23 protein-coding genes and 3 pseudogenes are annotated in these 24,914 nt (G+C 69.2%); 14 read left to right on the top strand and 12 right to left on the bottom strand.

All coding sequences use genetic code 11. From position 1 onward, the window contains the following. The first annotated feature begins 9 nt into the window (after window positions 1–9). Both PH203_RS47170 and PH203_RS47165 read left to right on the top strand, forming a co-directional pair. A complete protein-coding gene (locus tag PH203_RS47170) occupies window positions 10–945 on the top strand; it encodes a GNAT family N-acetyltransferase (RefSeq protein ID WP_289928887.1) in 936 nt (311 codons plus the stop codon). Window positions 946–1,232: 287 nt separating this feature from the next. Next, window positions 1,233–2,205, top strand: a pseudogene (locus PH203_RS47165) (sodium:solute symporter); the annotation flags it as partial. Between the two features lie 19 nt (window positions 2,206–2,224). On the opposite strand, the gene PH203_RS47160 reads toward PH203_RS47165, so the two are convergent. Further along, a complete protein-coding gene (locus PH203_RS47160) occupies window positions 2,225–2,824 on the bottom strand; it encodes a TetR/AcrR family transcriptional regulator (protein ID WP_289928886.1) in 600 nt (199 codons plus the stop codon). 163 nt (window positions 2,825–2,987) lie between these two features. Here PH203_RS47160 and PH203_RS47155 point away from each other — a divergent pair, with 163 nt between their 5' ends. The 3 genes from PH203_RS47155 (at window position 2,988) to PH203_RS47145 (ending at window position 4,551) form a co-directional block, all read left to right on the top strand. Then, the gene (locus PH203_RS47155) at window positions 2,988–3,134 is read left to right on the top strand and encodes a hypothetical protein (protein WP_289928884.1); all 147 of its coding nucleotides are present in this window, start codon (window positions 2,988–2,990) and stop codon (window positions 3,132–3,134) included. 108 nt (window positions 3,135–3,242) lie between these two features. After that, complete coding sequence (locus PH203_RS47150; RefSeq protein ID WP_289928883.1) at window positions 3,243–3,893, top strand: peroxiredoxin-like family protein; 651 nt, start codon at window positions 3,243–3,245, stop codon at window positions 3,891–3,893. A gap of 109 nt (window positions 3,894–4,002) precedes the next feature. Beyond that, entirely contained in the window at window positions 4,003–4,551 is a 549-nt protein-coding gene (locus tag PH203_RS47145; RefSeq protein ID WP_289928882.1) for an NUDIX hydrolase, read from the top strand. A gap of 686 nt (window positions 4,552–5,237) precedes the next feature. Here the strand turns inward: PH203_RS47145 and PH203_RS47140 are convergent. Together PH203_RS47140 and PH203_RS47135 are read right to left on the bottom strand one after the other, a co-directional pair. Then, window positions 5,238–5,699 (bottom strand): DUF4279 domain-containing protein, encoded by a 462-nt coding sequence (locus tag PH203_RS47140; RefSeq protein WP_289928881.1) that lies wholly within the window; start codon window positions 5,697–5,699, stop codon window positions 5,238–5,240. 518 nt (window positions 5,700–6,217) lie between these two features. Then, window positions 6,218–6,727 carry a GNAT family N-acetyltransferase gene (locus PH203_RS47135; RefSeq protein WP_289928880.1) on the bottom strand — a complete coding sequence of 170 codons (510 nt, stop codon included), beginning with the start codon at window positions 6,725–6,727 and terminating at the stop codon, window positions 6,218–6,220. 291 nt (window positions 6,728–7,018) lie between these two features. On the opposite strand from PH203_RS47135, the pseudogene PH203_RS47130 reads away from it, so the two are divergent. Next, window positions 7,019–7,252, top strand: a pseudogene (locus PH203_RS47130) (ATP-binding protein); the annotation flags it as partial. Between the two features lie 231 nt (window positions 7,253–7,483). Here the strand turns inward: PH203_RS47130 and PH203_RS47125 are convergent. After that, window positions 7,484–8,032: a TetR/AcrR family transcriptional regulator gene (locus PH203_RS47125; protein WP_289928878.1), complete on the bottom strand. Its 549-nt coding sequence runs from the start codon at window positions 8,030–8,032 to the stop codon at window positions 7,484–7,486. A gap of 25 nt (window positions 8,033–8,057) precedes the next feature. Further along, complete coding sequence (locus PH203_RS47120) at window positions 8,058–8,531, bottom strand: nuclear transport factor 2 family protein (protein ID WP_289928876.1); 474 nt, start codon at window positions 8,529–8,531, stop codon at window positions 8,058–8,060. 482 nt (window positions 8,532–9,013) lie between these two features. Between PH203_RS47120 and PH203_RS47115 the strand changes: the two genes are divergently transcribed. After that, on the top strand, window positions 9,014–9,736 hold the full coding sequence (locus PH203_RS47115) for a sulfite exporter TauE/SafE family protein (RefSeq protein ID WP_289928874.1): 723 nt from the start codon (window positions 9,014–9,016) through the stop codon (window positions 9,734–9,736). A gap of 146 nt (window positions 9,737–9,882) precedes the next feature. Here the strand turns inward: PH203_RS47115 and PH203_RS47110 are convergent, their stop codons facing one another. Then, a complete protein-coding gene (locus PH203_RS47110) occupies window positions 9,883–10,296 on the bottom strand; it encodes an NUDIX domain-containing protein (RefSeq protein WP_289928873.1) in 414 nt (137 codons plus the stop codon). Between the two features lie 212 nt (window positions 10,297–10,508). Between PH203_RS47110 and PH203_RS47105 the strand changes: the two genes are divergently transcribed. Continuing rightward, entirely contained in the window at window positions 10,509–10,820 is a 312-nt protein-coding gene (locus tag PH203_RS47105) for a hypothetical protein (protein ID WP_289928872.1), read from the top strand. A 116-nt stretch (window positions 10,821–10,936) separates the two neighbouring features. Here the strand turns inward: PH203_RS47105 and PH203_RS47100 are convergent, their stop codons facing one another. Continuing rightward, window positions 10,937–11,932, bottom strand: a complete 996-nt coding sequence (locus tag PH203_RS47100; RefSeq protein WP_289928871.1) for a phosphotransferase — start codon at window positions 11,930–11,932, stop codon at window positions 10,937–10,939. A gap of 205 nt (window positions 11,933–12,137) precedes the next feature. Here PH203_RS47100 and PH203_RS47095 point away from each other — a divergent pair. From PH203_RS47095 to PH203_RS47075, 5 genes and pseudogenes are all read left to right on the top strand, one after another. After that, window positions 12,138–12,407: pseudogene (locus tag PH203_RS47095) on the top strand (hypothetical protein); the annotation flags it as partial. Between the two features lie 895 nt (window positions 12,408–13,302). Then, window positions 13,303–14,346, top strand: a complete 1,044-nt coding sequence (locus tag PH203_RS47090) for an iron-siderophore ABC transporter substrate-binding protein (RefSeq protein ID WP_289928870.1) — start codon at window positions 13,303–13,305, stop codon at window positions 14,344–14,346. A 30-nt stretch (window positions 14,347–14,376) separates the two neighbouring features. Then, window positions 14,377–15,381 (top strand): iron ABC transporter permease, encoded by a 1,005-nt coding sequence (locus PH203_RS47085; RefSeq protein WP_289928869.1) that lies wholly within the window; start codon window positions 14,377–14,379, stop codon window positions 15,379–15,381. Next, window positions 15,378–16,460 carry an iron chelate uptake ABC transporter family permease subunit gene (locus PH203_RS47080; RefSeq protein ID WP_289928868.1) on the top strand — a complete coding sequence of 361 codons (1,083 nt, stop codon included), beginning with the start codon at window positions 15,378–15,380 and terminating at the stop codon, window positions 16,458–16,460. The genes PH203_RS47085 and PH203_RS47080 overlap by 4 nt, the downstream gene beginning before the upstream one ends. Continuing rightward, window positions 16,457–17,299 (top strand): ABC transporter ATP-binding protein, encoded by an 843-nt coding sequence (locus tag PH203_RS47075; protein ID WP_289928866.1) that lies wholly within the window; start codon window positions 16,457–16,459, stop codon window positions 17,297–17,299. Before PH203_RS47080 ends, PH203_RS47075 begins: the two co-directional genes overlap by 4 nt. A 96-nt stretch (window positions 17,300–17,395) precedes the next feature. Here the strand turns inward: PH203_RS47075 and PH203_RS47070 are convergent, their stop codons facing one another. From PH203_RS47070 to PH203_RS47050, 5 genes are all read right to left on the bottom strand, one after another. Continuing rightward, window positions 17,396–18,328 carry an aldo/keto reductase gene (locus PH203_RS47070; protein ID WP_289928865.1) on the bottom strand — a complete coding sequence of 311 codons (933 nt, stop codon included), beginning with the start codon at window positions 18,326–18,328 and terminating at the stop codon, window positions 17,396–17,398. A 19-nt stretch (window positions 18,329–18,347) separates the two neighbouring features. Continuing rightward, the gene (locus tag PH203_RS47065) at window positions 18,348–19,205 is read right to left on the bottom strand and encodes an aldo/keto reductase (RefSeq protein WP_289928864.1); all 858 of its coding nucleotides are present in this window, start codon (window positions 19,203–19,205) and stop codon (window positions 18,348–18,350) included. A gap of 594 nt (window positions 19,206–19,799) precedes the next feature. Then, window positions 19,800–20,783: a glycoside hydrolase family 68 protein gene (locus PH203_RS47060; protein WP_289928863.1), complete on the bottom strand. Its 984-nt coding sequence runs from the start codon at window positions 20,781–20,783 to the stop codon at window positions 19,800–19,802. A 92-nt stretch (window positions 20,784–20,875) separates the two neighbouring features. Further along, window positions 20,876–21,874, bottom strand: a complete 999-nt coding sequence (locus PH203_RS47055) for a LacI family DNA-binding transcriptional regulator (RefSeq protein ID WP_289928861.1) — start codon at window positions 21,872–21,874, stop codon at window positions 20,876–20,878. A gap of 197 nt (window positions 21,875–22,071) precedes the next feature. After that, on the bottom strand, window positions 22,072–23,160 hold the full coding sequence (locus tag PH203_RS47050) for a LacI family DNA-binding transcriptional regulator (RefSeq protein WP_289928860.1): 1,089 nt from the start codon (window positions 23,158–23,160) through the stop codon (window positions 22,072–22,074). 431 nt (window positions 23,161–23,591) lie between these two features. Here PH203_RS47050 and PH203_RS47045 point away from each other — a divergent pair, with 431 nt between their 5' ends. Then, window positions 23,592–24,908 (top strand): extracellular solute-binding protein, encoded by a 1,317-nt coding sequence (locus tag PH203_RS47045; protein ID WP_289928859.1) that lies wholly within the window; start codon window positions 23,592–23,594, stop codon window positions 24,906–24,908. Window positions 24,909–24,914 lie beyond the last annotated feature (6 nt).

The following is a 24,914-nucleotide window of genomic DNA, read 5'->3' as shown; positions in this document are numbered from 1 at the left end:
TCCCAGTACATGCCTGTACGTATAGCGCGCCCCGACGAACTGCCTGCCCTCGTCCAGCACGCCGACCAGCCCGAGCGCAACGCCGGGACGGCCGCCTACCTCACCGACCTCCTGGCCAAGAAGTGCACGCGGCCGGAGTGGTGCCTGGTCGCGGAGGACGAGACCGGTCGGCTCACCGCGGCCACCGCGCTGTGGACCCTCCCCGGGAACGACATCCCGATGGCCCTGGTGCTCCTTGAGACACCGTGGGACGAGCCGGGCCTGGCCACCGGCCGGGCACTGCTGGCCGAGGCCGTCGCCCTGGCCGGCTCGCTCGGCGCCACGGAGCTGGAGCACGTCATCGACTCGCCGACGCAGCCGCCGCAGTTCCAGGCGGAGCCGGAACGGCGCGCCGAGCTTCTCCGTCTGGTGGGCTTCGAGCAGGCCCGTGACGGTCGCCGCTTCCGCCGCCGCTCCGGGGCGGAACTCACTTCGCATGATGACCGATTGACCTGGCGTTCCCTGCCCAGTCTGGGACGTGAGCCGTTCATCTCTCTGCTCGCCGAGGCGCTGCCGACCAGCGCCGACGCCCAACTCGCCGCCAGAGTCGCCCAGCACGGCGCCCGGCGTGCGGCGGAGAGCCTCATCGCGGACATGGAGGAGTTCTCGTACGAGCCCTCGTGGTGGGAACTCGGCTACGCTCCGGACGGCACGCCGGCTGCCCTCAGCCTCCCCGCCCGAAACGCCTCGACCGCGGTGATCGGCCTGGTGGCTGTGTCTCCGGCCTGCCGCGGTAACGGCTACGCGACCGCGGTGGTGGCCCGCGGCACGCGGCTGCTGGTCGAAGCGGGCGCCGAGGAGATCCGCGGCGACTGCGACGCGGCCAACACCGCCATGAGGATGGCTTTTGAACGGGCAGGCTACGAGAACTTCGCCGACCGCCAGGAGTTCACCCACCGGTGGTGAGCGGGGGGCCGCTCCCGCGCCGTCACGAATGCTGAACGGCCCCTCCCACCCCAGTTGGTAGGGCTGGACGGATAGGTCCGAAGTCCTGCGAGCGCAAAGGAAAAGGGTCTCGTTGATCGTTGCATGACGAACGACAGCGAGACCCCTCTGACCACATGTATGTGAAGATCGACGACGAGCCGGCGGGACCACGACGGCTGGGCAGGCCCCCGGTATTGACCGACTCCGAGCTCGTGTGTGTCGCGCTCGCCCAGTCGCTGCTCGGCTTCACCTCCGAGGCGCACTGGCTGCTCCTCTTGCGGGCGGCGTACACCTACTCGTCGGGTCTGCGCGCCCCCGCCATGATCGACTTTGTCAAGGACGCGTTGATCTACGTCGTCATCGTCGTTGTGATCGTCTTCATCCCGAGCAAGGTGGGCGGGTTCGATGTGATCTTCGCCGCGGCGGACAGGAAGTACGCCACGACGGGTGCGGGCGGATTGCTCCCGGCTGCGGAGGGCCAATGGACGTACGCCACGCTGGCGTTGGGCTCGGCCATGGCCATGTTCATGTACCCGCATTCGATCACGGCGACGTTCCAACGGCCAGTTGGCGATCCCGCAGCTGTTCGAGAACATGTTCCCGGCCTGGTTCGCGGGCGTGGCCTTCGCGGCGATCGGCATGGGCGCACTGGTCCCGGCGGCCATCATGTCCATCGCGGCGGCGAACCTGTTCACCCGCAACATCTACAAGGACTTCATCAAGCCGGACGCCACGCCGGAGCAGGAGACCAAGGTCTCCAAGCTGGTCTCGCTGCTGGTGAAGGTCGGCGCGCTGGTCTTCGTCCTGACGATGGACAAGACGGTCGCCATCAACTTCCAGCTGCTGGGTGGCATCTGGATCCTGCAGACCTTCCCGGCCCTGGTCGGCGGCCTGTTCACCCGCTGGTTCCACCGCTGGGCCCTGCTCGCCGGCTGGGCGGTCGGCATGATCTACGGCACGGTCGCCGCGTACGGCGTCGCCTCCCCGACCCAGAAGCACTTCGGCGGTTCGTCGAAGGAGATCCCGGGCATCGGCGAGATCGGCTACATCGGCCTCACGGCGTTCGTGCTCAACGTGGTGGTCACGGTCGTCCTGACCTTCGTCCTGAAGGCCGCGAAGGCCCCCGAGGGCATCGACGTCACGTCCCCCAGGGGCTGCACGGCGGATGCGGCACAAACGCAAGCGAAAGCGGCTCCCGCCCTTCGTCCAGGCACTTCGCCTGCCCCCAACCCCAGTTGAGAGGCGGATCCACGCACGGCTACGCCGCCGCCCGGTCGGCGATCGCGTCCAGGGCGGCGGTCACCGTGGTGGTCAGCGTCGCGGCGTCGGCACCAGCACGCGAGCGCAGGTTGACGCCGTAGGCGAGCAGCGCCAGCAGATCGGCGGAAGCACCGGGATCGGCGCCGGGGGCGAGCTGCCCCTGGCGCTCGGCGCTGACGAGCGCCGCGTACAACGCGTCCCGCAACTCCTGGTGGTGCTGATCCAGGACCGCGCGTACCTCGGGTTCACTGTTCTCGGCACCGGCGTGCGCATTGGAGACCATGCAGCCCCAGCGGGCGTAATCGCCCGAGCAGCGGGCCTCGATCAGGTCGCCGAAGAACTCGGAGACGGCCGGAAGACCCCGCTCGTCCTCCGCCAGGCGCCGAAACATCGGCTGGGACCGCCGCTCCAGGTAGCGGCGCAACGCGGCGAGGTAGAGCTCCTGCTTGCCGCCGAACGTGGCGTACAGGCTGGAACGGTTGAGCCCGGTCGCGGTCACCACGTCCTGGATCCCGGTCGAGGCCACGCCCTGCCGCCAGAACAGTCGCACCACGGTCTCCAGGGTGGCGTCCGGATCGAAGTGCTTGATATCCGGCATGTCACTCCGTCATCTTGAAATAAGGATTCCAAGATACTCCGCGTTCACCCCGCCGCGAAGGTGCTGGCGGGTGCAGAGCGGGGCAGGCCGCCCACCTGTGCGAAGGCGTCCAGCTTCGTCCACGATCCACCCGAGGGGTGCCGCGTGGCGGGACCATGCCCTCATGAATCACATACCAGCCCTCTGGGGGGCCGCGTACGGGTCGCAGACCCCCCGCTTCTGTCGCTTCCTCGCCCGCCGCGTGGTCCACTTCGCCGCCTTCGTCCGCGCTCTTGCCCTGGCCGGCCACCACCCGTCCACCAGCCTGTGACCGATTGACATCTCCGTGCGGCTGGCGCGCGGCCGCGCATGCCCTTATCTTGGAACGGTCATTTCAAGATTGGCCCGCTCCAGCCGTCAGCCAGGAGGAACCAGCGCCATGCCCACCCTGAACGCGGAACTGCGCACCTTCTACGAAGCCCGTCAGCAGCAGATCCCCGCAGAGATCCGGGAGATCATGCAGCGGGCAAGCCGGGAACTCGCCGACTCGGGCCAGGCCGACCGCGCCCTGACCGTCGGTACGCCGGCCCCGCGCTTCAGCCTCCCCTCCGCGACCGGACAGACCCTGACCCTGGACGACCTGCTCGTCCAAGGCCCGGTCGTCCTGACCTTCTACCGCGGCGCCTGGTGCCCGTACTGCAACATCGCCCTGCGCTCCCTCCAGCAGCACCACGAGGCCATCACCACCCGCGGCGCCCGCCTGGTGGCCGTCTCGCCGCAGATCCCCGACGAGTCCCTCACTCTGACCGAGAAGCACGCCCTCACCTTCGACGTCCTCAGCGACATCGGCTCCGACACCGCCAAGCAGTACGGCCTCGCCTTCGACCTCCCTGACGACCTCGCCGCCGTCTACGACAAACTCGGCTTCGACCTCCAGCGCGTCAACCACGGCCATCCGCGCACCCTCCCGCTGCCCGCCACCTACGTCATCGACCGCGACGGCGTGATCCGCTGGGCCTTTGCCGACACCGACTACACCACCCGCGCCGAACCGGCCGACATCCTCGACGCTCTCGACGCACTGGGGTGATCCCCTGGACGCCGTCTTCCCCGGTGTCCCGCCTGCGCCTGAATCCAGGAGGCCAGGTAGCGTCCGGTGTCGGGTCCACTTGGGCCGGAGCCACGAAGGGGGAGCAGGCATGGCCGAGTGGGTGCAGCTTTCGAGCGAGGTGGTCCATGAGGGCCCGTTCTTGACGCTCCACCGCGACACGGTGGTCAAGCCGGATGGAGTCGGCACCGGCATTTACGAGCACATCAGCGTGGACGACACGGTCCGCGTGGTCGCGCTCGACGATCACGGGCGGGTCGCGATCGTCGAGGACGACTTCTACCTTCAGCGCCGCAGGGTCCAGCATCTGCCGGGAGGCGGCAGCGCAGGCCAGGAGCCGCCGCAGGCGGCCCGGCGGGAGCTGGAGGAGGAGACCGGCGTCCTCGCCGGCGCCCTGCACCCGCTGGGCGTGATCGATCCTCTGCCGGCCACGACGAGCGCCCGGACGCACCTCTTCCTCGCCACGGACCTGCACCCTGGGCAGCTGCACCGAGACGACACCGAGATCGGGATGACGGTGGCGTGGATCCCTCTGGCTGACGCCGTGGACGCCGTACGGTCCGGTCGCATCACCGAGGCCGGTAGCGTGACCGCGATCCTCCTGGCTCAGGAACGAGCAGAAGTCGTTCCGGAAGGGTGATGCGCTGTCAAACGCGTCCCGCCGGGCATAGGAGTGCAGCCGACTTCACCTCTGCGGCCTTCGTGTGAGCGTGGTTCCGTGGCGGAACGCATGATCACGCGAGAGTCGTCGGCCTGTCCGGCGGAACGCCCAGCGTGGGCGCGTACGGGGCCCGTTCGAGGCCGAAGGCTAGAACACAAGCTCAGAGCCTGACTCTGAGCCCGGAGGAGTCAGCGCCCCCTTGCCCGGGACATCGACGCCGGCCGCGCCGACGGGTACGGCGCAGCCGATCGCATCCGCTCCTGGCGAATCTGATCTCGTCCTGATGCGCTGCGTCCCGGACTGCTTCCTCGTCCGGGGTGCTGCCGTGTGTGCTGCTCAGGACTCCGGAGAGCGTTGACACTCCGAGGCCGGCGCCCTGACTGCACGGCGGTGTCAGTGGAACTGCCTGCCGTGCCGAACATCCCTCGAAGGCGATGACATCAGACCTGATTGAGCGGGTCCTGCCGCCGCGTAGGGCGCTGCACGATTCTGTTCACTGGCCCATCGCGAGGCCTTCGGCGAGCTCCCGTACGTCGTGCTCCGGCACCCACTGCCCGATCTCGTACGAGGCAAGGAGCTCGGCCGCGCGTCCTGCATTACGGCGGTGGAGAGCGCGAGCGTGGTCACGTACTGCTCAACGACCCTTTGATACGGGGGCCATGTGCTTATGCGGTGTCCTCGTCGTCTCCGGTCATGTCGTACTCGTCGACGTCGAGTTCGGCTCCGGTGGCGATGAGGAAGTCCAGGACGTTGCGGTCCAGATGCCAGCCGAAGGTGTTGGGGGCATCCGCGGCGTTCGGCTTGCCCGGGTCGGTGTTGTTGAAGTAGCGCACGACTTGAAGCACTGCTCCGCCCCCGTTGATGGCCAGATGCAGGGCGAGGTCTGCGATGCGGTCTGTGTGGGGCTGGAGCCTGTTGAGAATGCTCGTGATCTGCTGGTCGACGCGTAGACCTGGCTCCCGGCAGACGATCTTCCAGCGGTGGCTGACCGGAATCGGCCTCGGCTCGGTGAATCGGCTGCCCCGAACGGACACCTCGTCAGGAGTGATGCCGAGTTGCGAGGTCATCTCCTCTGCCGAGGTGTGTGGGCTGAACAACACAAAGTAGGTGTACTGGTGAAGGGGCATCTCGTGGAGGATAACCACACGGAGAGTCGGTAGCTCCTCAGCCCCAGCGGGCCTGCGGTGCCCCGACGCTGTGGTCACGCGTCATCGGCGACATGGACCACGTGCGGCGCCTGTGCGAGACGGTCCTGCGATCCAACGACATCGACTCCCTCACGGCGTTCGCCGCCGGCTGCGACCAGACCGGCGCCCGCACCTTCGCCTGCCTGCTCTACACCCTGGACCGGCGTGAAAGCGCCCTGTACTGGAGGCGGTTCGCCGCCGGCGTGGGCGATCCCCTCGCCGCCCATCTGCCGGCCGCCCACCATGCAGCCGCCGGCCGCACGACCTCTTATTGGCGCGCAGACCATCCGGACCAGAGCCGTTCGGATGGCTGCACCACTCGGCGGGACACCCGTCCCTCACCTTCGGCGGGGACATCATCGAAACCGGCACGGAGTCCTACAGGCTCGCCAGTACCCACGCCGCCCAAGCCCAGGACTCGTCCACGAACTGACCCAGACCGACATCATTCTCTCTCGTCAGAACGACGGGCAGTCCAGGGCTTTGGGATGGCCGTCAAGGACAGACAGACTGGCAACGACCTCGTCACCGGAAGAGACTGCTGTTGGCTGAAAGCCCAGGGAGGCATACAGCCGTGCGGCCACGGCGTTGTCGGGGTGATACGACAGGCGAAGCTCCCGGCAGCTCTCACGTTGCGCAAGCCACTCCATGAGGGTTCGCACCGCCGCCCGTCCGACCCCCTTGCCCTGCTCGGTGCCGTCGATCATCATGCCCCCGAGCCAGTATGAGCCGTCTTCGTCACGACCCCACATGATGTGACCGACCACCGTGTCATCGGCGCAGATCGCCATCGAGTGCCAGATGCCTTCCCGCAAGGACAGAAGCAGGTAGCGGGCCGCCAGCGCGGGCACGTATCGGCGCTGGTCGTCCAGCGGAGCGATATCCGCGACAGCACGCCAGTTCTCGTCGTTCACCTCGTGCAGGACAACACGTCGTCCCGCTCCGTCAGAAAGCTCAAGGGTGATCACGGAGACCAGGCTACGAATCAACCGGTTGATCCTCGAACCATTTGGTTTCGTGAGCCCACCCTCGCAGGCTGCGTCGTCTGCTGGCCGGCAAGAGCCGTCGCGCGACGACCGGCGACGTGACCCAGCCGCTACGTCCTCAGCCCATCGGCGGTGGCCAAGTCGGTCCGCTGCACGGCCTGTTGAACCGTAGCGCAGTCGCCCGGATCGAGGTCGGGCGCCGTCCCTTGTCGGTCTATGACGAGCTGACGGGACCGGGTCTTTCACTGCCAACTCGCCAAGAATGGAGTCCTCTTGAGCGAGCTGACCGGCAACCGCATACGCACCACGGCGGGCAAGCACGGCCTGCCCCACCTGGCGGAGACCAGTTCCTCGACCTGGTCCTGTCCGAGGAACTGGCTCTCCGTGACGACCGCCGTTGCCGCTCTGGCCTGCGGCTGTGCAAGAGTGCCGCGCCACAAGACGCTCGACGAGTACGACTTCTCCTGCCAGCTCGAACTCGACTCCCGCAGGGGCAAAGACCGGGCCTGCTGCGGGAGAGCGGGAGAGCGGGGGAGCGGGGTGGGGATGGGGGAGCTGGAGCAGATCACGGCTCGCGGGAGTGAACTGGGTGGGCTCGCTGCAGAGTTGGCCAGGCGGCTGTAGGGGGTCCAGGCGGAGCGAGAGGACTCCTGGGCGCCGAGCGCGTTCTGAGCCGACTGGCCGAGCTGGCCTATGAGGAAGGCTCGGGGCCGTGGTCGCCGAACTGCCGGTGGCGGGTCATCGGGTGGTGAGGACGTGTGCCCACGGTTCATCGATGTCGGCCAGGCCCAGCACGGCGACCACGTTGTCGAGCATGCCGGCGCCGAACCAGTGCCGCACGGCGTCGTCGTCGCCCAGCAGCTGCCGGACGGTGTCGACCTGCTTGGCGTAACACCGGCGCACGGCCTGTGCCACCAGCGGCTCGCCGACGGCACAGTTCGCGTGCATGAGGAAACGCAGGATGTTGCGGTCCGCGACGAGCGCGCCGTAGGCGCCGCGTGCGGCATCCAACGCCGCCTCGGGCGCCAGATCGGCCCCACCTGGCGCCGGCGAGTGCGCGACCAGCGTGTCCGTCATGACGACGGACACGTGGTCGACCGCCGCCGCGAACAACGCTTCCTTGTTCGGGTACAGGCGGTAGAGATACGGCTGAGAGACTCCGACCCACGCTGCGATCTCGTGCGTCGTCGTACCGTAGAAACCCTTTTGCGCGAAGCAGTCGACCGCGGCGGCCATGATGGCCCGGCGTCGTTCGTCGCTCTTCGTGCTGGTACCGGCGGCAGGCATGGGTCTCAGTCAAACACGGGTGCCCTCAGCGCCCAAACGTCACGCTGAGGTCGGAGTCGGACGGCACGTCGTCGGGGGTGAGTGCCTCGATCGCCACCAGCGGGTTCCAGTAGTCCAGGTAGTGGGTGATGCGCCCGTCGTCATCGGTGCGCACGACGGAGATGCAGGTCTGCTCGTACGGCTTGCCGGTCGGCAGCGCCGTTCCCTTCGAGCGGAACTCGGCGATCACCAGACTCGGATCGACCGTGTCGTGGAAGACCAGGTCGACGAACTCCACGTCGAAGGTCTGGGGGAAGTTGCTCATGTGCGCGACCAGTGCGTCGCGCCCCGTCACCCGCTGGGGCACGCCGGCCGGCGCGTACGGGAACTCGAGCACTGCGTCCGGGGCGAACAGCTCCACCCATTCGTCGACGCGGCCCGCGGCGGTAAGGCGCAGGTGCTCGGCCAGGGCGTGCTGGGCAGCGGCGCGGCGGGCGGCGACGTCTTCCTTGACTGTCATCTTCACTCCTACGTTAGTGGTCGACCTATAACCTACACGTCGGCAGCCGTTGCGCGGGTGGTCGAGCAGGAGGTGACGCCAGGGGATCCCGGTCCGGTTCACGTAGAGGATGGCGTCCAGAACACGCCGTAGGCGGCTGGCGGCGGCCCGGTACTATCGGCGCCGTCACGCAGCGTCACGTATCACCGGTTCCGGCACGGCTTCAGAGTCAAGCTGAGGGGATGAGGGGAGAGGGCGGTGTCGACCTGCAAGAGGAAGCGGCAGGCTTCCGGTTCCATAGTGCAGCTGACGGGCCATGCCGCTGAAGGTGAGAACACGGCCCGCTGCGCCGGCCGTCTGCACGGCGAGGCGGGGCACGTGCCGGTGCCTTTCCCGAAGGGGAGCCGATGCCATGGCGGACCCGCCCGGCCGCCGGGGAGGATGCCCGGCATGGCTACCGACCAGAACATCGTTCCCGCACGCTCCACGCACTCGATGCCTCGGTGTTCGGTGCGGGAGCGGCCATCGGTGTCCTGGGCGGGATGATCGGCCTGTTCGGGTTCGCCGCACTCTCCGCGGCCATCCTGAACAAGGCGATGAGCCTGGTCGTGGTGCTCTTCTCGCTGCCCGCGCGTCCGGCAGTGGTCCCCGTCTCTGCGCCGGCCGCGCACTGGACGATCACGGTCAACCTGCTGGCGGGGAGCCTGATCGGCGCCTGGGCCGGTGCGACGTGGGCCGTGCGGATGCGCAGCTCCACCCTCCCAAAGGTGCTGGCCGCGCTCATGGTCCTCATGGCCGCGGCCCTGATGGTCACCCACGTCACCACCGTGGGGACGCTGTCGCTGCCGCTGTGGGCGCAGGTGCCCAGTGGGGCGGTGGCCGGGTTCGGCATCGGGGTGGTCGCGACGATCATGGGCGTCGCCGGGGGCGAGCTGCTGATCCCGACGATCATGCTGCTGTTCCCGGTGGACATCAAGACGGCCGGGAGCCTGTCCCTGCTGGTGTCGCTGCCCACCATGCTGGTCGCCTTTGCCCGCTACAGCCGTGACGGCAGCTTCGCGGTCCTGGGCGCCAACCTCCGCTTCACCCTGGTCATGGCCGCGGGTTCGGTCGGCGGCGCGGTGCTGGGCGGGCTGTTGGCCGGAGTGTTCTCGGACATGGTGCTCATCCCCGTGCTGGCCGTGATCCTGCTCATCTCCTCGGTCAAGCTCGCACGCCACGACTGACGGCTACGGGCCACTCGTCGCCCTCCGGCGCCTCACCTACTCGCACACGTTGGCCGCCAGGAGCAGTCCGGCGACGCTGCCGGCCTCGGTGATGCGACCGGCACGAACAGCGTCCACGGCCGCGCTCAGCTTCCACCAGTGCACCGTCATGCCGATCTCTGTGTCATCGCGGTGAATCGTGCCGGGCCGCAGATCGGTAGCGAGCGGTGAGTCGTCGCAGCCGTCACGGCGGGCAGCGGATCGATCACACCGAGCGGTCGTGCCCTGCCTGCCACGAGCCCCGTCTCCTCCTCCAGTTCCCGCAGCGCCGCCTCCTGCGGCTCCTGGCCGCCGCTGCCGCCTCCCGGAAGGTGAAGGACACGTCGCCGCTGGAGGTAGAAGCCGTCCTCGACCAGGGCGACCTCGCCGTGGCCGTCGAGAGCGACGATGCGCACCGCGTTGTCGACCGTGATGTGCTCGTACGTGCCGCTGCTGCCATCCGGTCGGATCACCGCGTCGCGGTTCAGCACGATGAAGGGGCCCCGGTGCACCACCTCGGTCGCCTTCCGTGTCCACCCCATGGCCAGACCTCCCCGCGCCAGCTGCTGATCGTCGGGATCACGCTAAGCGCCCCCGGCCGCACCCAGCTACAAGGGGCTGCATGGCAGCGATGGGGGCGGCAGGGGAGCAGGCGGCTTTGGTGGAGGGGATGTGGCGGGCTACGGATCTGACGTGGGCCTACCTCGATCAGGACCGGGCCCGGGCAGAGGCATGCTGAGAGGGGCTGGCCGGCGTGCAGGTGGAGCATCTGCTGGCCTGGCAGGTGCTGGAGCACGACATGCTGTTCGGTGGTCTGAGGGAGCCGTCGAAGTCCGTGCCTGTTCTGGACGCGGTCGCGGCTCTGGCGCCGGCGGACTGCGAGTTCGTGATGACGACCGCGGTGCGCGAGGCGGTCGCCGCGGGTACGGGCCTGTCCAGCAGGCTCGGTGGCGGCTCAGGTCCATGCGCTGACGGTCTGCAGGTCGTGATGCCGCCCGGGACGTGTTCTGGCGGCCTGCGCCTCACTCAGCCGCAGACCGCGCAGGTCTGGGCCGACCGCGGTTAGGCCGGCGACCTCGAGGACTGGGCCTGAGACCACCACCATGACCCGGCGTCCCACCCGCAAAAGCCCCCGTACCGACCGGGAGAAAAACACGGGTGTCCTCCTGGTGACCAACACCCTCAGACCAGCGTCAGTGCCTGGTTCAGGTGGTGCTCGGCAATTCCCTGCATGAACGCCCGGTCGGGGAAGTCTCCGTCGAGCAACCGGAGTGGCCCCGCCGTCAGGGACAGGTGCTGGGTGAGCCTGTAGAGGGCGAGTCGGTCCTCGTCGAGGTCCTCCACCGCCAACCGACGGTATTGGTCCTCGGAGTGGCGGAGCCGCAGGAACACGTGCTCCCACTCGACGTCGAAGTACAGCAGCTCCTCGAAGTCGATCACGACGGGGTTACCGTCCCGGTCCACCAGCACGTGATCCAACCCCAGCTCGCCATGGACGACCGAGTACTCGGCACGCGGTCGCACCGCCGCGGCGAGTTCACGCAGCCGCTCCTCCAGCCTGCCGCGAGCGTCCGAGATCCTCCGGTCACGGGAGGCCGCCTCGGCGAGGCAGCGCAGCGCGAACTCCAGCGCTGCCACCTCACACGATGCCGCCCTGGACGTTCCCCCCTTGTCGATCTGGGCCACCTTTCCGAACGACGGCGCTCGATGGCATCGCATCACAGCCAGGGCGTCGGCAAGGCGGGCCATGGTCGGCTCTGCGGCGCGCGGGTCGCGGTTGAACAGGTCCATCAGGTCCTCGCCGGGGAAGTCCTCCACGATCGCCAGGTCGGCCAGGTAGTGAGTGCGGTCCCGGTCGACCAAGTAGACCTCGGGAACCCGCAAGCCGAGCGAGGCCAGGCGCGCGTGGCTGGCTTCGAACAGGTCAAGTCCGACACCGGGCGCGAACGGGTCGGTGAGGTCGCCGTCGCCCTCAGTCGCTGGCCAGTAGTTCTCCGACTTCTTCCACAGGTAGGCGACCGCCGTCGTGGCGTCGTTCATCGTGAGGCGGTACACGCCCTTCGTCGTGCCGCCGGTGAGTCGCTCGACGGCCTCCAGCGTCCGACCGCCACCCACTGCGGCCCGGGCCGCCCCCGCCAACTGGTCTCGCGTCACTGCCCGAGGCGTCACGGCCACCATCCACCCTTTCAGCTCGGCAACTGGGGAACCCTACGCGAGCTACTACTCAAGCCTGAATGCTTTTTGCGGACCCTCAGTCGTCAGCCGACCTTCAAGAACACCTACTCACAGGTACAGGAGCGTCGCCAGCCGCTGCAGGCCGCAGCACCGGGAAATCCGTTCGCGGAACTCCCGTGACATGACCTCGGGTTCGACGGGGGCAAGCGTGTGCAGCCAGCTCCCGGAGCGAGAGGAGTCGAGGGTCCCGGAGAGGAACGGTGAGTTCGGTAGATTCGGGGCGTGCGGGATCAGGGGCCACGAGGCCGTGGCCCGTCAGCTCGACGTGCTCGTCGGCTACATCGCTATGCCCGTCACCGCCCGGCGAGGGCTGCTGGCCCGCCTGCACTCTCTCACCCGCACCGACCACGCCCGCGTCGCCGCACGCGCCGCCGGGCTGACCATCACGGACCGCACGCTGAAAGCGTGGCTGGACGGGTACGGCTCGCTGTCGTGCGTCAGACCGCGGGTGACGGCCTCGGCCGGAGTGCGGGTGCGGTCCACGACCAGGGACCAGTTCTCCGGGGTGTCCTGGAGCCAGTCGTCGGCCGTGGGGTGGCTGCGGGCGTCGTCGGCGGTCGTCTCGTTGGAGCCGTACGCGGCTTCTGCGCCCCCGCCATGAAGCCGACCAGGGCCAGTGCGACGGCGGCCGCGACCGCTGCGGCGCGCCGCGGCTGTTCTCTTCGGCTGAAGTGTCATTGGTGGTCCTTGATGCTGTGCGCATCGATGGCATCGACGCAGAGGACCACCGCACACCTGCCCGTCGGAGCGCGGGTTGCCATTCAGGGTGTGCCAGATGGACATCAGTCGCGTGTTTGTGGTGGTTCAGGAACATGCGGCCGATATTCGGTGCCGCCCGCGGGACGGCGTGGAGGCAACCCACGCAGCCGCCTGCCGGACAGTCGCCCGACGGGGGATCAGGAACGACCCTGGGGCGGTGACTGGACTCTCGGCCCCTACGTGTGTCCTGACCGGGGTGGAAGGTCACGGCTGCACGGGACTGGGCCCGGGCCGGTGCGTGGCCCGGCGTGCTCCCCGAACCGGCAGCCGACCAGCTCGCCGTCACCGAGCGACGACTCACCGCCGAAGCCGGCTGAGACGGGTTCCCGATCCCGGCCTTCTCCCGCCGGCGCCTTCGTCTCGGCCACCGCCACCCTCCCGCTCGATCACACCCGCGAGTACGAACTTGTCGACGGCGGAACCGAGTTGGCTCGCCCTGTGGCGCGCGATGGGCTCCTACCCCGCGAAGGGGCAGGCCCACCTGTCTGCCCCACACACGTATCGCATAAGGTGAGCCTCGCCTAACTATCTTGATCACAGCAAGGAGCTGTTCCATGTCACTTCGGCGCCGCGGCCCTGCCGCCGTCGCTCTCGTCGTCGTCGCCGCTCTCTCCCTCGCGGCGTGCGGCAGCGACTCCGCCACGGAGGGCAAGGGCACCAGCAGCTCCGTCCAGAAGGACTCCAAGTCGGTCGCGAAGGGCGGCAAGGACTTCGCCGACGCCGCCCAGAAGACCGCCGCGCTCGGCACCGACGCCAAGCCGGGACAGTGGCCGCGGACCATCCGGCAGGCCATGGGCGAGACCGTGATCAAGACTCAGCCCAAGCGGGTCGTCGTCCTGGACGTCGGCGAGCTCGACAACGTCGTCTCCCTCGGCATCAAGCCGGTCGGCCTGGCCACCACCGAGGGCTCACCCGAGCTGCCGTCGTACCTGAAGAAGGACGCGGGTTCGCCGAAGAGTGTCGGCACCATCAACAGCCTCAACCTGGAAGCGATCGCGGGCCTCAAGCCCGACCTGATCCTGGGCAGCCAGCTGCGCGCCGCCGCCCAGTACGACGAGCTGTCGAAGATCGCCCCGACCGTGTTCTCGATCCGCCCCGGCTTCACCTGGAAGCAGAACTACCTGCTCAACGCCGCCGCGTTGGACAAGACCGCCGAGGCCAAGGCCAAGCTCGCCGCGTACGAGAAGCGGGCGAAGGAACTCGGCGCGAAGCTCGGCGCCGACAAGCCGACCGTCTCGATGGTCCGCTACATGCCCGACGGGGTCATCCGCCTGTACGGCAACGACTCGTTCATCGGCACGATCCTCAAGGACGTCGGCATCCCGCGCCCGAAGAACCAGGACATCGAGGACCTGGCCGCCGAGATCAGCGCCGAGAACATCGACCAGGCCGACGCCGACTGGATCTTCACCGGTGTCTACGGCGACCCCAAGGCCACCGACAAGTCCAAGGCCCAGGGCAACCCGCTGTGGAAGAACCTGAAGGCGGTCAAGGACGGCCACGCCCGTGACGTGCCGGACGAGACCTGGTACCTGGGTCTCGGCGTTACCGCGGCCGACTCGGTCCTCAGCGACCTGCAGGAATACCTCCAGGCCTGACGGCCCGGCACGAGAGAGTCAACAGGACGCATGTCGTCACCCACCCGTCGCCGGGTCGGCTGGCTGCTGGCCGGTGCCGCGATGCTCCTCATCGCGGTGCTGCTGAGCCTCGCCGTGGGCAGCCGCCAGATCGCCCCCGCCGAGGTCATCCAGGCCCTGCTGCACGGCGGCACCAGCAACGACGCCCAGGCGGTACGGGCACTGCGCGTCCCGCGCACCGTCATCGGCGTGCTCGCGGGCGTCGCACTCGCCGTCGCCGGGACGGTGATGCAGGGCATCACCCGCAACCCCATCGCCGAACCCGGCATCCTCGGCGTCAGCCAGGGCGCCTCGGTGGGGGTGGTGTGCGCCATCGCGTTCCTCGGGGTGCACACCCTGACCGGATACGTGTGGTTCGCGTTCACCGGCGCGGCACTGGCCGCGCTGGCGGCCTACGCGGTCGCCAGCGCCGGGCGGGGCGGGGCCTCGCCGGTCAAACTCGCCCTCGCGGGCGCCGCGATGAACGCGTTCCTCGCCTCCCTCGTGTCCGGCATCTCCGCCGTCGACGCCCGCATGCTGGACGAGTTCCGGTTCTGGCAGGTCGGTTCGATCAGCGGACGCGGCAGCGAAGTCATCGGCCAGATCTGGCCGTTCGTCCTGACCGGCCTGGTCCTGGTCGCCGTCGTGGCGCGGGGCCTGGACGCGCTGGCACTCGGCGACGACACGGCCCGCGCCCTCGGCTACAAAGTCGGCGCGCTGCGGCTGCTCGGCGCACTCGCCGCGACCGTGCTGACGGGCGCCGCGGTGGCCGCGGCCGGACCGATCGCGTTCACCGGTCTCGCCGTTCCGCACATCGCCCGTGCGCTGGTGGGCACCGCGCACCGCTGGGTGCTGCCGCTGGCGGCGCTGCTCGGACCGGTGATGATCCTCGGCTCCGACGTCCTCGGCCGTGTCCTCTTCCCGCCCTCGGAGGTGCCGGTGGCCGTCATGACCGCCCTGATCGGCGTGCCGTTCCTGATCACCCTGGTGCGCCGGCGGACGGTGGTGGCCGCATGAGCGCCACCACTTCGCCCGTTACGCGACCAGGCCGCCGCCCGGCCGGGCACGGCGTCCTGCGCCTGGGGCGCGCCAGCTTCCTCGTGCACCGGCGGGCCACCGTCGTAGCGGCGCTGCTCACCGTGCTGCTGGCCTGCACGGTGGTGGCGTACCTGTGTGTGGGCGAGTCGTTCGTGCCGCCCGCGCAGGTCGTGCGGGTGGTCCTCGGCCGGCCCAGCCCGGACGAACTGGTGGTGGGCACCTTGCGACTGCCCCGGCTGGTGGTCGGCCTGCTGGCCGGCGCCGCGTTCGGGGTGGCGGGCGCACTGGTGCAGACCGTGGCCCGCAACCCGCTGGCCAGCCCCGACGTCATCGGCATCACCCACGGTGCGGGCGCGGCCACGGTCGCCGCCATGGGTTTCACCGCCCTCGCCTACGACGTGCTGCCCTACGTGTCCATCGCCGGCGGCCTCGCCGCGGCCGCGCTGGTGTATGCCCTCGCCTGGCGGCGCGGACTGCACGCCGGACGCTTCGTCCTGGTCGGCATCGGCATCTCCGTCGCCCTCGGCTCCCTGACCCAGCTCCTGCTCACCAAGGGCGACTATCTGACCGCCCAGCAGGCCAAGATCTGGCTCACCGGCTCCCTCGACGGCCGTGGCTACGAGGAGGCACGCCCCCTGGCGCTGCTGATGGTCGTAGCCGTCCCCGCCACGCTGTGGGCGGCCCGGGCGCAGCGCGCGGCGAACCTCGACGACGACACCGCGACCGCGCTCGGGGTCCGACTCGACCGCGTCCGGCTCGGCCTGACGCTGCTCGCGGTCGCCCTGACATCGGTGGCCACCGGCGCGGTCGGCCCGGTCGACTTCGTCGCGCTGCTCGCCCCGCAGATCGCCCGGCGGCTGACCCGCACGGCCCAGATCCCGCTGGTGTCCTCGGCGTTGACCGGCGCGCTGGTCGTCGTTGCCGCCGACCTGCTGGCCCGCCGTCTGTTCTCCCCCGTGGAACTGCCCGTCGGCGTCCTCACCGCCGCGGTGGGCGCCCCGTACCTGATGTGGCTGATCGCCCGCAACCGCAGCCGCTCCGGAGGTAATGCGTCATGAGCCCCAACCCGGCCAGCCGTCTCGTGGCGCACGAGCTGACCTTGGCGTACGAGGCCCGCACGGTCGTCGAGGGCCTCGACCTGGCGATACCCGACGGCAAGGTCACGGTCGTCGTCGGCCCGAACGCCTGCGGCAAGTCGACCGTGCTGCGCGCACTGGGCCGGCTGCTCAGGCCGCGCGGGGGCGCCGTACTCCTGGACGGCGCCGACATCGCGGGCCTGCCCAGCCGTCAGATCGCGCGGACCCTGGGCGTCCTGCCGCAGACACCGACCGCACCTGACGCCATCACGGTCGCGGACCTCGTCGCGCGCGGACGCCAGCCGCACCAGAAGTGGTGGCAGCAGTGGTCGCAGGCGGACGAGAAAGCCGTCACCGAGGCCCTGGAGCGCACCGACACCGCCGATCTCGCCGACCGTCCGGTGGACGAACTGTCCGGCGGTCAGCGGCAGCGGGTGTGGATCGCCATGGCCCTTGCCCAGGACACGGACCTGCTCCTGCTCGACGAGCCGACGACATACCTGGACATCGCCCACCAGGTGGAAGTACTGGACCTGGTCCGGCATCTGAACCACGATCGCGGCCGGACGGTCGTCGCCGTCCTGCACGACCTCAACCAGGCCGCCCGCTACGCCGATCACCTCGTCGCCATGAAGGACGGCCGGCTCGTAGCCCAGGGCCCGCCGGACGAGGTGGTCACCGCGGAACTGGTCGAGGAGGTCTTCGGCCTGCCGGCGGTCGTCGTCCCCGACCCGGTCACCGGCGGCCCACTCGTCGTGCCCTCCCGCACCTGGCGGCCCGCACCCGGGGAGGAACCCGCCTCGGCACCACACGCCACCTGAGGAGGGGACGGCCCTGGACCCCGGAGCCCTCCCCTCCACCCCCTGACGCTTCAGCACGAGCGAGCACGGCCGAGCACGCCCGAGCCCGAACGGGCCTTACGGCACGGTGTAACCGGCGGCGCGGAAGAGGTCGTACCACTCGGCGCGGGTGAGCGGCAGATCCGAGCCCTGTGCCGCGGCGGCCACGCGCTCGGGTGTCGTGGTGCCGAGCACGACCTGCATCTGCGCGGGATGGCGGGTGATCCACGCGACAGCGATCGCTTCGGCCGGGACGCCGTACTTGTCCGCCAGGCGGTCGACCACGGCGTTCAGCTCGGGATAGCGGTCCGAACCGAGGAAGGGACCGTCGAAGAACCCTGCCTGGAAGGGCGACCAGGCCTGGATCGTGATGTCGTGCAGACGGCAGTAGTCGACGATCCCGTCGTCCCGCACGACCGACTGGTCCAGCCCCTGCATGTTGGCCGCGACGCCCTGCGCGATCATCGGCGCGTGCGTGATCGACAGCTGCAGCTGGTTCGCGACGATCGGCTGGGTGACGTACCGGCGCAGCAGGTCGAGCTGGCGCGGGGTCTGGTTGGACACGCCGAACGCGCGCACCTTGCCGGCCGCCGACAGCTCATCGAACGCGCGGGCGACTTCTTCCGGTTCCACCAGCGCGTCGGGTCGGTGCAGCAGAAGGATGTCGAGGTAATCCGTGCCCAGCGCCGCGAGCGACCCGTTCACCGACTCGACGATGTGCTCGTACGAGAAGTCGAAGTACGGCCCGTCCGTGACGATGCCCGCCTTCGACTGGATGAGGAACTGCTCGCGCTCGGACGAGGTCAGCTTCAGCGCCTCGGCGAAACGCCGCTCGCAGCCATGCAGGCTCGACCCGTAGACGTCGGCGTGGTCGAGAAAGGTGATGCCGCAGTCGCGGGCGGTGCTCACGAGCGTGCGCACCTCGTCGTCGCTCTTGTCCTGGATCCGCATGAGTCCGAGGACGATGTTCGGCACCACCATGTCGGTGCCGGGCAGGGTGAAGGTCTTCACTTGTTTCCTCCGGGTCGGATCAGGCGGACAGACGGGCGACCTGGTCGGCCGTGAGCACCAGGTCGGCGCCACCCGCGGAGTCGCGGATGGTCTCGGGGCGGGAGGCGCCGGGGATCGGGAGGACGACGGGCGCGAGGGCGAGTTCCCACGCGAGCGTGACCTGGTGCACGCTGGCACCCACCTCGTCCGCGACCTCCTGGAACACGCTGTGGCCCGCGGCCAGGTTCTTGGCGTTGGCGATGCCGCCGAGAGGGCTCCAGGGCAGGAACGCGATGCCGAGCCGCGCGCAGTGCTCCAGCTCGCCCAGGCTGGAGCGGAATGCGGGCGAGAACTGGTTCTGCACCGAGACGAGCCGACCGCCGAGTACTTCGCGGGCCTGGTCGATCTGCGCGATGTCGGCGTTGGAGATGCCGGCCATGCGGATCACGCCCTCGTCGAGGAGATCACGCAGGGCACCCACCGACTCGGCGTACGGCACGGCCGGGTCGGGGCGGTGGAACTGGTACAGGCCGATCGCGTCCACTCCGAGGCGACGTGCGGACTCCTTGGCCGCGCGCTTGAGGTACTCGGGGTCGCCGTTGCGCGTCCACGTCCCGTCGCCGGGGCGGAGATGACCGCCCTTGGTCGCGACGAGCACGCCGTCGGCACCCGAGCCGTACGAACGCAGCGCCCGGGCGATGAGCTCCTCGTTGTGGCCGACCTCGCCGGCGTCGCGGTGGTAGGCGTCGGCCGTGTCGATGAGGGTGACACCCGCGTCGAGCGCGGCGTGGACGGTGGCGATGGAGCGGGCCTCGTCGGGGCGGCCCTCGATCGAAAGGGGCATGCCGCCAAGGCCGATCGCCGAGACGGCATGACCGCCGATGGTGCGTTCTCGCATGTGTTTTCCTTCGTCAGCAGGCGCTGGTCGACGCCGCGCGTTCACTGTAGGAATCAGTGATCTAGAAGTCCAACAACTATCAATTGTCGGATTCAGAAGCTGAAGTGATGAATGCGAGCGGAAGTCTGCAAGCAGACCGGTACCGAACCTACGACGCGCTCGTCCTGCCCCACTCGGCCCGCGGGTAGGACTGAGTCCCGCCCATGCCGTCACTGAGAGCGGCGCACCTCCAGTGTTCGGGGTGATGGCGATCGCGCAGCGCCTCTAGGTGAAGTTCTCCTCTCCCTCGGTAGCCAGTGCAGTGGCGGGTGGAACGCGTGCGGGCCGGGAAACATCAGCTCCGGCGGGGCGACGTCGACCAGCGCCTCCAGCGGCGACACCGGAGGCTCGCCCACTCCTTCTCCCTCGCCCGGAACGCCCCGACCCCTGGGCCCTACCCCCCCTTGCGCCCCACATTTTCGTCCACGATGTGGCCTTCAGCATCGTCAAGACGGTCTACGACCTCGCCAACTGCGAGTTCCGGCTACGCGGGGTCGGCTCAGACCACGACGCCTCCTGCGAGTCCGCCGATGGAACCTGACGGGCCGTACCGGGTCACTCTGCAACTGTTGCCGAAGTGCCCATTCCGCTGAGGACGGGGTAAAGGCCACGGGCCGCGGAGTGGCGGACGGGTATGGGGTCGATGAGTTCACCGGCGAAGGTCCCGTCGCGTTCGTCGGCGAAGCCGATGAGCTGCCAGGCGCCGGAGACGTCCTGGACGAGGCGCGGTGCGTATACGTGCGGGCAGGGGACGGGGCGGGCCGCGGAGATGTCCCAAGGGCCGGTGACGGAGGTGCCGGAAACGGTCCAGATCCGGTCGTTGGCGGTAGCGTCCGGACGCTCGACCGCGTTGGTGCAGAACAACAGGAGCGGGCGGCCGTCGACGACCGCCACCTGCGGCACCTCCAAGTGGCCGAAGCCCGCCGGTTCGGTGAGCGGAGGCCGGACCTCCCAGGACATCAGGTCGTCGGAGCGGGCGTGCCCGATCACTCCCCGTCCGCCCACGGTGCCGCCGCCGGCGCGGGCGGTGATGAGCATGTGCCAGCCGTCCCCTGCGGGGTCGGGGAACACCCAGGGGTCGCGCCATGCTTCCTCGGGCCAGTCGCCCTCGGCCGGGCCGGACGGATCGAGGCGCTCGTACCAGGTGCGGTCGGCCTCCACGAGGGGCTTGCCGCCGTACCGGTGCCAGGTGTGCAGGTCTTGCGAAACGGCCAGGCCGATGCGCTGGACCCGTCCACCGTCCGTCCGGCTCACGCCCGTGTAGAACATGAACCACCGTCCGTCGGGCGCGCGGACGACGGATCCCGTCCAGGTGGCCAGATCGTCCCAGGCCGGCTCGTCCGCCGCGACCAGCGCATCGGCGGCGAGTCGCCAGCTGTGCAGGTCGTCGGAGACTGCGTGGCCTATCGACGCGCGATGGTGGCGGCGCTCGGGATCGTGGAGCGCGCGCGAGGCCCGAAGGAAGAACACGTGATGGCGTCCATCGTCGTCGGTGACGTACCAGCTGTCCCACACCCAGTGGTCCGGCAAGCTCAGCATCGATCACGCTCCTTCGTCCACAGTGGTCGCAAGCTATCAGATAAATCGATTTATCAAATCCCTGGAAGCCTACGGCCACTGAGCGCAGGAGGTCAGTCCTGCCGGGGAGCCGCGACAGACGCCCGCTCATGCAGCGGCATGGGGACCCATCTCTTCCCGGGCTTGAGGTCCCAGTCGAGCAGGAGTTCCACGGCGAGCCTGCCCATCTGCTCGTGCGGCAGGGCTGCCGTGGTCAGGCCCGGGCGCAGCCAGCCCGCGATGGCGTCGTCGTCGAAGGAGACCACGGAGATGTCGTCGGGCACCGTCAGCCCTGCCTCGGCGAAGGCCTGGTAGGCGCCGAGGGCGAGCCGGTCGTTCATGCAGATGACGGCCTGTGGCAGGGTGCGCCGAGCCAGTAGCGTACGGGTCGCTTCGTAGCCGTCCGACGGCTCCCAGCCGTCGCTCTGCCCGCCGGGGGAGAGGCGGGCCCCGTATGCGGCCAGCGCCCGCCGGATGCCACTGAGCCGCGCGCCCGCGGCGAGCGACCTGCGCGGATTGCGCTCGATCTCCGCCGTCCTGCCGATCACGGCGATGCGGCGATGGCCGCGCTCGAGCAACGCGGTCGCCACCTGGTACGCGGCACTCTCGTCGTCGGGCAGGACGCAGGGAACGGAATCGTCGCCGTCGGCATTGAGCAAGACCGTGGGCCGGGCCGACATCGCCTGGGGGAGCGTGACACGTCGGCTGTACATGCATGCGTAGACGAACCCGTCGATCTGGCGGTCCAGCATGGCCTCGATGGCCTGCCTCTCCACTTCGGGGTCGCCCTGTGTCTCGGCGATGAGCAGGACGTGCTCCCGCTCGCGCGCGGCGTCCAGGGCGCCGCGGATCATGTCGCCGGCGAAGCGGGTGGTGGCGACCACGTCCGAGACGAAGGCGATCGTGGCCGTCTTTCTCGTGCGCAGACTGCGGGCGGCGACGTTGGGCCGGTACCCCAGTTCCTCGGCGGCGGCGAACACGCGTTGCCGGGCTTCCTCCGAGATCCGGACCCCCGGCCGCTTGTTGAGCACCAACGACGCCGCGGTGACCGACAGACCTGCATGGCGAGCCACGTCAGCCAGTGTCACTCTGCCCCGGGCCATACGCCCCTCCTCCGTGTCGGGACACATCTTCGCGCATCCGAGCCGTCGCTCTCGTGCCCATGTGTCCGGCAGTCCCGCCGGCCGGACCTCGCCACACCGTCTGACTGCGGGCCGTTGCCCGGATCGTCGTCGTGCGTCAGGGCTGTCCTGCCGAGACCGTGTCCGGTTCACGGCGGGCCTTCGCCCGGTCCTTGGCGTGTGGTCGTGGGGGTCACGGTCGGGCGAGGTGAGCCGGACGTCGTCCTGTGTGAGGAACGGAGCGTCACCGGCATCGGAATCCGGTGGACGCGGGGCGCGATCCCGCCGTCGAGCAGTACCTCCACTGCCGTACGTCCCAGGTCGTAGTGCGGCAAGGCGATGCTGGTGAGGGAGGGACGCAGCCAGGCCGCCAGATCGGAGTCGTCGAACGACACCACGCACACGTCGTCCGGCACGTTCAGGCCCGCTTGCTGAAGCGCCTGGTAAGCGCCCATGGAGACACGGTCGTTGAGACAGATCAGAGCGTGCGGCCGGGTTCCCGCATCGAGGAGGCGCAGGACCTCACGATGGCCGTCCGCGGGCTGCCAGTCGCACTCCGCGACCCCGTCGAGGCGGGTACCCGCCTGCGCCATGGCCTCCTCGATGCCGCGCATCCGCTCCTGTCCCGCCCAGACCCCCTCGGGGGTCGCGGGTGTGATGTGGCGACCGCCGATCACGTGAACACCCTGCCGGTGCCCGGCGGCCAGTACGACGCTGGCCGCGTCGCGGCCCGCGTTGACCTCGTCCGGCAGCACGGACGACGCCCGGGTGCCTTGCGCCCAGCAGTTGAGCATCACCACGCGGGTGTCCTGCAGCGCCGCCGGCAGCCGGACCTCCCTGGTCGACATCGCGGCGTAGATGAAGCCGTCGACCTGGCGGTCGAGCATGCCTTCCACGAGCTGGGCCTCCACGTCCGGATCGCCCTTGGTCTCCGCGATGAACAGAACGTGGTCGCGAGCCCCGGCGGCGTCGAGGGCGCCGTGGATCACCTCACCCGCGAACTGGGTCGTCGCAATGGTGTCCGAGATCATGGCGACGGTCCTGGTCACGGAGGTACGCAGGCCACGGGCCGTCAGGTTCGGGCGGTAGCCCAGTTCCTGCGCGGCGCGACGGACACGTTCCTCGGCCTCGCCGGAGATCCGCATGTCCCTGCGGTCCGCCAGTACGAACGACGCCGTGGTCGGGGACACTCCCGCCCTGCGGGCGACATCGGCCATGGTGACGCGCCGGCGGCTCATCGTGGACGCTCCTCGTGGTCGTCGACACGCCGGACCGCCCGCGTGGGGTGTGTCCGACCGTGAACCCCGCGTTGCTCCGGTGTTACTTCACGATGCTTGACAGGGCCCGGGACAGGGCGCATGCTCCCTGCTAAATCTATTTAGCACTTGCATTATGCAGCTTGGCAATACACCGTCTCTGCGTCGCTCCCGGCGACAGGTCGCCGGGATGCGGCGTCGGGACGATCCTCGAATCCGACTTGCCGACAGCCTCCCCACGGGCGCCGCGCAGACGGTGAAGACGTCGTCCCGCGACCTGTACCGCGGACCGCAGGCAGGCCGAACGGCCACGGCGATCCGCCGCCCCTGACACACGCAAGGAGTGCTCTATGTACGAAGGTATGGCCGGGCGCACATCTTCGCGCACTCGCCGACGCCTGTGGCGAGCATCGGTGACAACGGCCGCAGTGGTCCCGCTGGCCCTGGTGGGCGCGGCGTGCAGCGCACCGGGGTCGGGGGAGCGGGCTCCGGCCGGCGGCGGTCCGGTGAGCACCTCGCTGGGCACGGAGAAGGTCACGCTCAACATGTACGCCGAGACCGGGTTCCCCCTGGCCAAGGCGCTGGCGGACGAGTTCACCCGTCAGCATCCGAACGTGACGTTCAAGGTTCGCGAGGACCAGTTCACCGTACTGGTCGAGAACGCGCCGCGGGTGCTGGCCGGGGACAACGCTCCGGACATCATCCGCCTGCCCACGATGGTCGATCTGGTCAAGGACAACCTGCTGAAGAACCTGGATCCGTACTTCAAGGCCTACGGCTGGGACAAGTTCCCGGCGTCCCAACTCGCGCAGCTGCGCGTGAACAAGGACGGGCAGCGAGGCTCGGGTCCGCTGTACGGCCTGGGCCTCGGCTACAGCGTCACGGGCGTCTTCTACAACAAGGACCTGGCCAAGAAGGTCGGCATGACCCAGCCGCCCACTACGGTCGCCGAGTTCGAGAGTCTGCTGGCCAAGGCCAGCAAGGACGGCGTCCAGCCGATCGTGCAGTTCAACAAGAACACGGCCGGCATCAACTTCCCCTACCAGGCACTGCAGAACCAGTTCACCGATCCGGCGCAGGTCAACGACTGGATCTTCCAGAAGCCGGGCGCCACCTTCGACGCGCCGGCGTCGCTGAAGGCCGCGCAGTCCATCGAGAAGTGGGCGAAGGCCGGCTACTTCACCAAGGACGCGAACGCCCTGGACTACACGAACATGGTGGGTGACTTTGCCAAGGGGCAGGGCCTGTTCATGTTCAACGGCGACTGGGAGTCGGCCAACCTTGACACGAAGATGCCCGGCAACGTGGGCTTCTTCCTCTTCCCCGCCGAAACCGCCGCCGGCCGCCATGTGGCCATGTCCTCCCCGAACACCTTCGGTATCGGCGCGCGGGCCGAACACCCGGACGTGGCGGCCTACTTCCTCAACTGGCTTCACACCAACGACAAGGCCCGCAAGATCCTCGTCGACGTGGGCGGCTCGAACCCCGGCGGTCCGGCGGACCTGCCCGTGCCGCAGGCCAAGGAGGACTCGGTCCTCGCCTCGACTCTCAAAGCCTCGCAGCAACTGGCCGACGAGAACGGAGCCGTGGACTTCACCGCCAACGCCACCGGTTCGATCTTTGCCTCGGCCATCACTCCCGAACTCCAGAAGCTGATAGTCGGCCAGCAGACCCCCGAGGGATACGTCAAGGCCGTACAGAAGGAGTACGAGAAGGAGCTGTCACGTTGACGTTCC

It is taken from the genome of Streptomyces sp. S.PB5 (assembly GCF_030403745.1).
In the GTDB taxonomy this organism is placed as follows: domain Bacteria; phylum Actinomycetota; class Actinomycetes; order Streptomycetales; family Streptomycetaceae; genus Streptomyces.
Note: the sequence above shows the minus strand (reverse complement) of the source record. Positions and strands in the feature narration are given on the sequence as shown.